This is a genomic window from Petrotoga sp. HWHPT.55.6.3 (genome assembly GCF_002895495.1).
In the GTDB taxonomy this organism is placed as follows: domain Bacteria; phylum Thermotogota; class Thermotogae; order Petrotogales; family Petrotogaceae; genus Petrotoga; species Petrotoga mobilis.
On sequence record NZ_AZRJ01000045.1, the window covers coordinates 1 to 6,889 of the forward strand.

Genomic DNA, 6,889 nt, shown 5'->3' on the forward strand with positions numbered 1-6,889 from the left:
CCCCTTAAAAACCCCAAAACCTAGTTTTATTTAAAAAAAATTTTTTGCACAAAGCTGCAAAAATTACAAAAATTGTTGGAGTTTTTTGTATTCTTCCTCTTTTATATAACCATCTTCCAGCAACTTTTCTAATATCTCTTCGGCTTTCTTTTTATCTGGTATGGACGTAACATGAGAAAAAATTGTGCTATATCTTTCATCTTTTTCCATATTTTTAATTTGATTGATTATTTTTTCATAAGGGTCTTCTTGTTCTGGTTTTGCGGCTGTGACATCTGTTGACGTTTCGTTTTGTGTTTCTTTCTCATCTTTTTTGATCAGTTGAAGATACCTTCCCGTAGCGGTTCCATCCTCAAAATAATGTATTGTTGTTTCTCTTATTAAGAAAAACAAAAGAAACCATTGGTATATATCAAGGGTAATAATTCTCAATAACATGACGACGTTTCCCTCTCTCAATTTGATGAAACGATTTTTAACTATTTTATTGCTAATTTCAGATTCTTGAAGCTGCCATTGGTCTCTATCAATCCTATTTATCATACTCGCATATGAGATCCAGCTTAATAGAAAACTTCCTAAAAATAAATAAATCTGCCAACTAGGGAGTGCGAAAGTTTGCATTTCTTCTAATGTTAAACTTCCTACTTGTTGTATCAAGTATAAATAAAAAACATTTAATACCAAAAAAGAAACTATGTACAATGCAAACCAAATTATAGGGCTCTTCTCTTTAATATCTGGAAAACTTAAATTATTCGATTGGTAGACCTTCTTCATCCGTTCAATATGAAGGTTTCTGTTTCTGATCAAAACGTGGTAAATAAAAAATAATAACGCCAATCCAACGAATTGTAGGACGGGTATGTATGACAATACAAAGGTTATAAAAATAATAAAAGGTCTCAGCAAAATCATTCTATTTCCTCCAGTTAAAAAAGTCTTTATTCCTCTCTCAATTTTTCCACAATGATTTCAGCCACCCAATTTCTTTCAATCTGGGTCTGCTCTCCGCTTTTCATGTTCTTTATTGTGACGATATCCCTAGAAATCTCTTCATCCCCTAGTACAACGACATATTTAGCGTTTAATCTGTTGGCATGTTTAAATTGCCCCGATAAATTCCTTTTTGATATATTTAGAAAAGTATTTATACCTTTCTTTCTCAGTTCTTTCGTTAAAGTAACAGCTGCCATTTCACCCTTTTCACCTTGAAAAGCTATGTAAACATCTATTTTGCTTTCACTCTCAACCTCGACATTCTCTCTTTTTAATGCTTCTATTACCCTTTCAATCCCTATGGCGAAACCAACCCCTGGAGTTTTAGGACCCTCTAATTGTTCAACGAGGTCGTCGTATCTACCACCACCTGCTATGACTGCTTGCTCACCCAAATCAGAATGTTCTACCTCAAAGGCCGTTTTCGTGTAATAATCTAAACCTCTAACGATCTTTGGATCAACTTGGTAAGGTACATTGTAAGCCTTCAAATACTTTTGGAGATTGTTGAAATGTTCATGACTTTCTTCGTCTAAATAATCCAAGATGGGAGGAGCGTTTTTTGCCGCTTCCACGTCGATTTTACAGTCCAACAAGCGCATAATATTGGTATTGAAACGTCTTTGACAATCTTCACATAGGTTGGGTAACAATGGCTGATAATATGTTTTCAATACTTCTTTGTATTTTTCTCTACTTTCAAAGGTACCTATGTTGTTGATTTTCACTTTAAAATTGCTTAATTTTAGCTTATTGAAGAAATCGTAGACGAATGTGATTAATTCAGCATCTGCTAAAGGATGGTCTGTTCCAAAAATTTCTGCCCCTATTTGATAAAACTCCCTATAACGACCGGCTTGTGGCTTTTCATATCTAAACATAGGACCCATGTAAAATAATTTTTGAGGAGATCCAAAGGTTATTAAAGAGTTTTCTATATAAGCTCTTGCAACCGAAGCGGTTCCTTCAGGTCTTAAAGTTAGTGACCTTCCTTTTTTATCATCAAAAGTGTACATTTCTTTTTGAACAATATCTGTTTCTTGGCCTATTCCTCTGCTAAAAAGATCAGTTTTTTCGATTAATGGGGTTCTTATCTCTTTGTATCCGTATATTTTAAAAAGTTTCTTTGCGGTATTTTCAATGTATTCCCAATACTTAACTTCTTCGCCAAAAATGTCTTTTGTACCTTTTATTCTTGTATAAGTACTCAAATGTTTATCCTCCTTAGATCTTTGTTATACTGCCTTTAGGCCCTTTAAAACTTATTTTAGCGCCCCTTTGCCCCGCTTCCCGCCCTTCTAAGGAAGGAGACCTACCTCGTCCCGCTCCCAGCTTTCTCAATTATTTTACCACAAAGTTTGTTACTTTAAAAAGAAAAGGTCTAAGTTTAGATTTTTTAAGACAGTAAAAATAATTAAGAGGGAGAAAATCTCCCTCTTAATTTTTATTCTATATATACATAACCTATAATAATTATCTTCTACGTGTATTCTTTTTCTTATCTAGGTGCTTTTTATACTCGGATATCTTCTTTTCGCTTTCTTTTAAATACTGGTTCAGTCTTTTTTCAAAATTGTGTGATTTTCCCGTGTCCTCTTTTTGTTCATCATAATCTTTTAAAGACAACTCATACTTTCCATCTTTTGTTCTTCCTATGACTTTTCCATTAACTTCGTCACCAATTTTTAAAAAATTGGATATCTCTCTTACATACTTTTTTGAAATCTTTGAAATGTGTACAAATCCTTCTTCACCATTTTCAAGTTCCAAAAAAGCACCAAACTTTTTGATATCGACCACTTTACCTTTCACAGAATCCCCTGTTGCTAAACTTTCATTTACCAAAATAATTACCTTGCCCTTTTTTCTTAATCACGAGAACCTTGCTAAGTCGTGATATCACCCTTCATATACGGATGGCCTGGGTCCGGGCGTTGGTTTTCACCTCCGAGATTTTTTGTTATGTTTCCAGATGGATATTGGTAAAAACTTACCAATAGCAAGGACCACCTAGATAACGCTTTTTATCTCTTGATACGTTTATTCCTTAACTCTAATAAATCCCCCCCAACAAGAAAATTAGAGATTTTAGTTTTCAAGAAAATCTTTGTATTTGTTCTTAAACCTCTGAACTCTACCTTCTGTATCCAATATTTGTGAACCTAATTCTCCTCTGTAGAAAGGATGACACTCAGAGCAGACATCTAATCTGAAATTATCAACTGTTGAATACATAGTATGTTCGGCACCACAAGCGCATTTTACGGTTATAAGTTTCATTTCTGGATGAATACCTTGTTTCATGTCTAACACTCCTTAAGCTATATTTCTTATCATTTTATTATATCATAATCTGATAATTATGTCAAATTAACACGATTAAAAAATATAACCAAAACCTAAGCCGCCAGATAAGTTAAATTTGGTTTCTGGAATTACATTAAAGCCAGGAGCTAATTCCAAAAATGTTAAAAGAGGTGTACTCGGAATTTCAAAATTTAGAGCTAAAGGCATTCTAACTCCCACACTTAATTCACTGGAAGCTACTCCAACATGCAAACCTCCTCCATAACTAAAACCTATATCGCCAAATAAATTAGGAGAAAGTGCATTGAAATCACTGTCTATCAAAAAACTATCGTTAGCAAAAGACCATGCGGCTGTGATTCCTGCAAAACTTGTATTACTAGAGTAACTTCTTATATACAACCCCGTTGGTTCACCAACTTTTACACCTAACCCTAATGGAGCCGAAAAAACAACCGCAGTTAAAACTATTACAGCGAATAAAGAAACTCCTATCTTTTTCATACATATCCCTCCTGATGTTGATTTTTTTCAAGAATGCAAAAAACGTAACATAAATATAATATCATAAATTTATTAATTTTTTATTAATTTCTTTAGATGTGATAACATTTTTTGTGGTTTCTCCCCTTTCCTTTAGAATCCGCTGGGCATTCTTACTCCCAATATTTCTCACTTTAGTCAAGGGAATCCTCAAATATTCCCCTTCAATTTTAAAAACCTTTGCCTCACTCTTGTAAAGATCCGGTCTTAAAAAACCAAAACCTCTCTTTCTCATCTCGTAGGCGGTCTTAAGTGTGGAATAAAAGTTGGACTCTTCGTAATTATGTTGGTATTCGTTTTTTGAAAGTTTTTTAATCGCCTGAACAGTCAATTCTTCATCCATTATAATATCAATATCAAAAAACCTCGCTCTGATAGTAAAATAAACGCTGTAAAACTCAAGAGGATAATACAGCTTGTAAAACGCTATCTTATACGCCATTATCATGTAGGCAACCGCATGGGCCTTTGGGAAGAGATAATGAATCTTCTTCAGAGAATCAAGATACCATTCGGGAGCTTCTGAATCATCTATCGCCTTCAGCTCTTTCTCTGTAAGCTCTTTTCCCTTTCTCACTTTTTCCATAATCATAAAGGCCGTTTTTGATTCCACTCCGAAATATTCAAGCGTTGTCAAAATATCGTCCCTGCAGCTAACGATTTGATCGATACCTGCAACATTCTTCAAAACTATCTCACGGGCGTTGTTGAACCAAATATCCGTTCCGTGTGCAAGTGAATTCGTCCTACACAGATCGTAAAAAGTTTTAGGCTTTGTCTCGGTGAGCATCTTATGGGAAAAAGGTGTCCAAACTTCTGGTACACCCAACGTTCCAATCTCCGTACCTATCTCCGAAAGATCCACCCCCAACTCCTTTGTAGAAGAGAAAAGGGAAAGAACCCGCTCATCGTGCATCGAAATATCGTTGTAATCGTAACCGGTTAAATCCTTAAGCATTTTTAAAAATGTTGGACCATCGTGAGACAACACATCTATTTTCAACAAATCATTTTCTAAGGCTTTAAAGTCGTAATGTGTTGTAACGATACCAATCTCAGGAGAATTTGCAGAATATTGGTAAGGAGTAAAATCGTGAACATCGTACTCTTGAGGGATTATTATCATAGCCGATGGATGTTGGCCTGTATTCAACTTTGTCCCTTTTATTTTTTGAGAAATCCAAAAAAGATGTGCAAAATTCATATCTTCATCCTTGAAGTAATTGAACGCCATCTTCAAAGCGTTGTACCTTGAGATGGTGCTTATCGTACCTGCCTTGTAACAATAGTTCCTACCAAATTTCTCTTCCAAGAACCTCTGTATATCGTTGAAGATCTCAGCCGAAAAATTCACGTCTATATCTGGGATCTTCTCATCAGAATATCCTATAAAAACCTCAAACCTTATATTATGTCCATCGGAGTTCAAAATCGCACCACAATTTGGGCATGACTTCTCTTTTAAATCAAAACCACTCAAGTTTAAATCCTCACTGAACTCTATAAACCCACAACTCTCACAAAAATAATGTGGTGGCAACGGATTAACCTCCGTTATCCCCAAAAGAAAAGCCACAAGCGAAGAACCAACAGAACCCCTCGAACCGATCGGATAACCCATCTCTAAAGACTTCTTGACCATATCGGCTGAGATCAAAAATATCACCGCATACCCGTTATCTATTATACTTTTCAATTCCTTTTCTATCCTATCTATAATTATACGGTGCAACTTTTCCCCATACCTCTTTTTTGCGTTGCTATAAACGATGTCTCTCAAATTTTGGTCGGCAGAGGGGATATAAGGCGCCTTCAATTTAAAATCAAAGGGAGCAGACTCCTCTATCTCACTGGCAATTTTATTTGGATTTTTCACAACGATTTCTTTTGCAATACCACGCTTTTTAAAGATCTCAAATGCTTCGTCATACATTTGAGAAGTGCTTCTAAAATAATTAGCACTTCGCATAGTCTTCCTTGGTTTACTCTTTGTGGAGGTACCAACGATCATAACGTTTAAATATTCTCTATCTTCTTCTCTCAAGTAATGAACATCACCGGACATAATAACAGGCTTTTTGAAAGCTTTTGCAATTTCATATACTGTTTTAGAATAATCGATAATCTTACCCTTCTCCAAACATAAATCGTTATAACAATCCATTGGGAAAAGCTCTATATAATCAAAAAAAGTTACCCATTCTTTTAAATTATCAGTAGAATACTTATTCAAGAAGTCGTAAAGCAAAAATCCATCCAGTGAAGAACCTAAAAGTAACCCTTTTCTTAAATTCTTCAAATCAGAAAGTGAAATAATCGCACTTTTATTCACAACGTTCATATGAGAAATCGATACTATCTTATAAAGATTCTTCAACCCCTCTTTATTCTTAACCAGCACATTCACATGTTTTACGATTCCTCTTCTCTCATCGTGCACATTCAGCTCACAACCAAAAATAGCTTTTACCCCCTTCTTCTTAGCATACTCATAGAAATAAGGAATCATCTGCACATTCTCGTTATCCGTAATGGCAACCGCCTTTTGTCCGAACGAAGAAACAGCATCCACTAACTCCTCCATATCCAATATGGACAACTTTGAGCTCATCTTTGAATGCGCATGAAGTTCAACCCTCTTTTCTACTGAGAGATCGTGCCAAGTAGATGGAACAGCAACTTTTATTGCGTCTACATTCAAACAATAACTCCCCATTTCACTATCGTACTCTAATACCCCTTCAAATCTAAACCATTCGCCTTTCCTTGACCCCGTTCGGGGCGTTTTCCTGTTTTCTGACTTACACAAAAAAGAATAACTATAATCAGTAACAAACAAATAATAAAAATCTTTTGCCTCATCAACATAAAAAATTTCGCCTTTTATACTAATCTTCTTGTTAAAAAACTCCTCCTCTCGCCCTTTAATATCCAAAAGATTATCAAAAAAATACATAAAACTTCCTCCTTAGGCATACGTATATATAATATTATACACAATTTTACCTAAAAAGTCAACATATGGGTGGGCTGCGGGGCG

General features: G+C 35.1%; 6 protein-coding genes. All 6 read right to left on the reverse strand.

Annotated features, from left to right (window positions below; genetic code table 11):
• Positions 1-63: 63 nt before the first annotated feature.
• Positions 64-918, reverse strand: coding sequence for a hypothetical protein (locus X926_RS09125; protein ID WP_103065862.1), 855 nt, complete (start codon positions 916-918; stop codon positions 64-66).
• Between the two features lie 26 nt (positions 919-944).
• The gene (hisS, locus tag X926_RS09130) at positions 945-2,210 is read right to left on the reverse strand and encodes a histidine--tRNA ligase (RefSeq protein ID WP_103065863.1); all 1,266 of its coding nucleotides are present in this window, start codon (positions 2,208-2,210) and stop codon (positions 945-947) included.
• A gap of 262 nt (positions 2,211-2,472) precedes the next feature.
• Positions 2,473-2,844 carry a S1 RNA-binding domain-containing protein gene (locus tag X926_RS09135; RefSeq protein ID WP_103065864.1) on the reverse strand — a complete coding sequence of 124 codons (372 nt, stop codon included), beginning with the start codon at positions 2,842-2,844 and terminating at the stop codon, positions 2,473-2,475.
• A 243-nt stretch (positions 2,845-3,087) separates the two neighbouring features.
• Entirely contained in the window at positions 3,088-3,303 is a 216-nt protein-coding gene (rpmE, locus tag X926_RS09140; RefSeq protein WP_103065865.1) for a 50S ribosomal protein L31, read from the reverse strand.
• Between the two features lie 75 nt (positions 3,304-3,378).
• The gene (locus tag X926_RS09145; protein WP_103065866.1) at positions 3,379-3,810 is read right to left on the reverse strand and encodes a hypothetical protein; all 432 of its coding nucleotides are present in this window, start codon (positions 3,808-3,810) and stop codon (positions 3,379-3,381) included.
• Positions 3,811-3,871: 61 nt separating this feature from the next.
• Positions 3,872-6,805 (reverse strand): PolC-type DNA polymerase III, encoded by a 2,934-nt coding sequence (locus X926_RS09150; protein ID WP_103065867.1) that lies wholly within the window; start codon positions 6,803-6,805, stop codon positions 3,872-3,874.
• Between the last annotated feature and the right edge of the window lie 84 nt (positions 6,806-6,889).

What these genes read in the sequence shown, in the direction of transcription:
- X926_RS09125 (WP_103065862.1), bottom strand. Translation starts at nt 918, where the DNA reads ATGATTTTGCTGAGACCTTTTATTATTTTTATAACCTTTGTATTGTCA.
- rpmE (WP_103065865.1), bottom strand. Translation starts at nt 3,303, where the DNA reads ATGAAACAAGGTATTCATCCAGAAATGAAACTTATAACCGTAAAATGC.
- X926_RS09150 (WP_103065867.1), bottom strand. Translation starts at nt 6,805, where the DNA reads ATGTATTTTTTTGATAATCTTTTGGATATTAAAGGGCGAGAGGAGGAG.
- X926_RS09145 (WP_103065866.1), bottom strand. Translation starts at nt 3,810, where the DNA reads ATGAAAAAGATAGGAGTTTCTTTATTCGCTGTAATAGTTTTAACTGCG.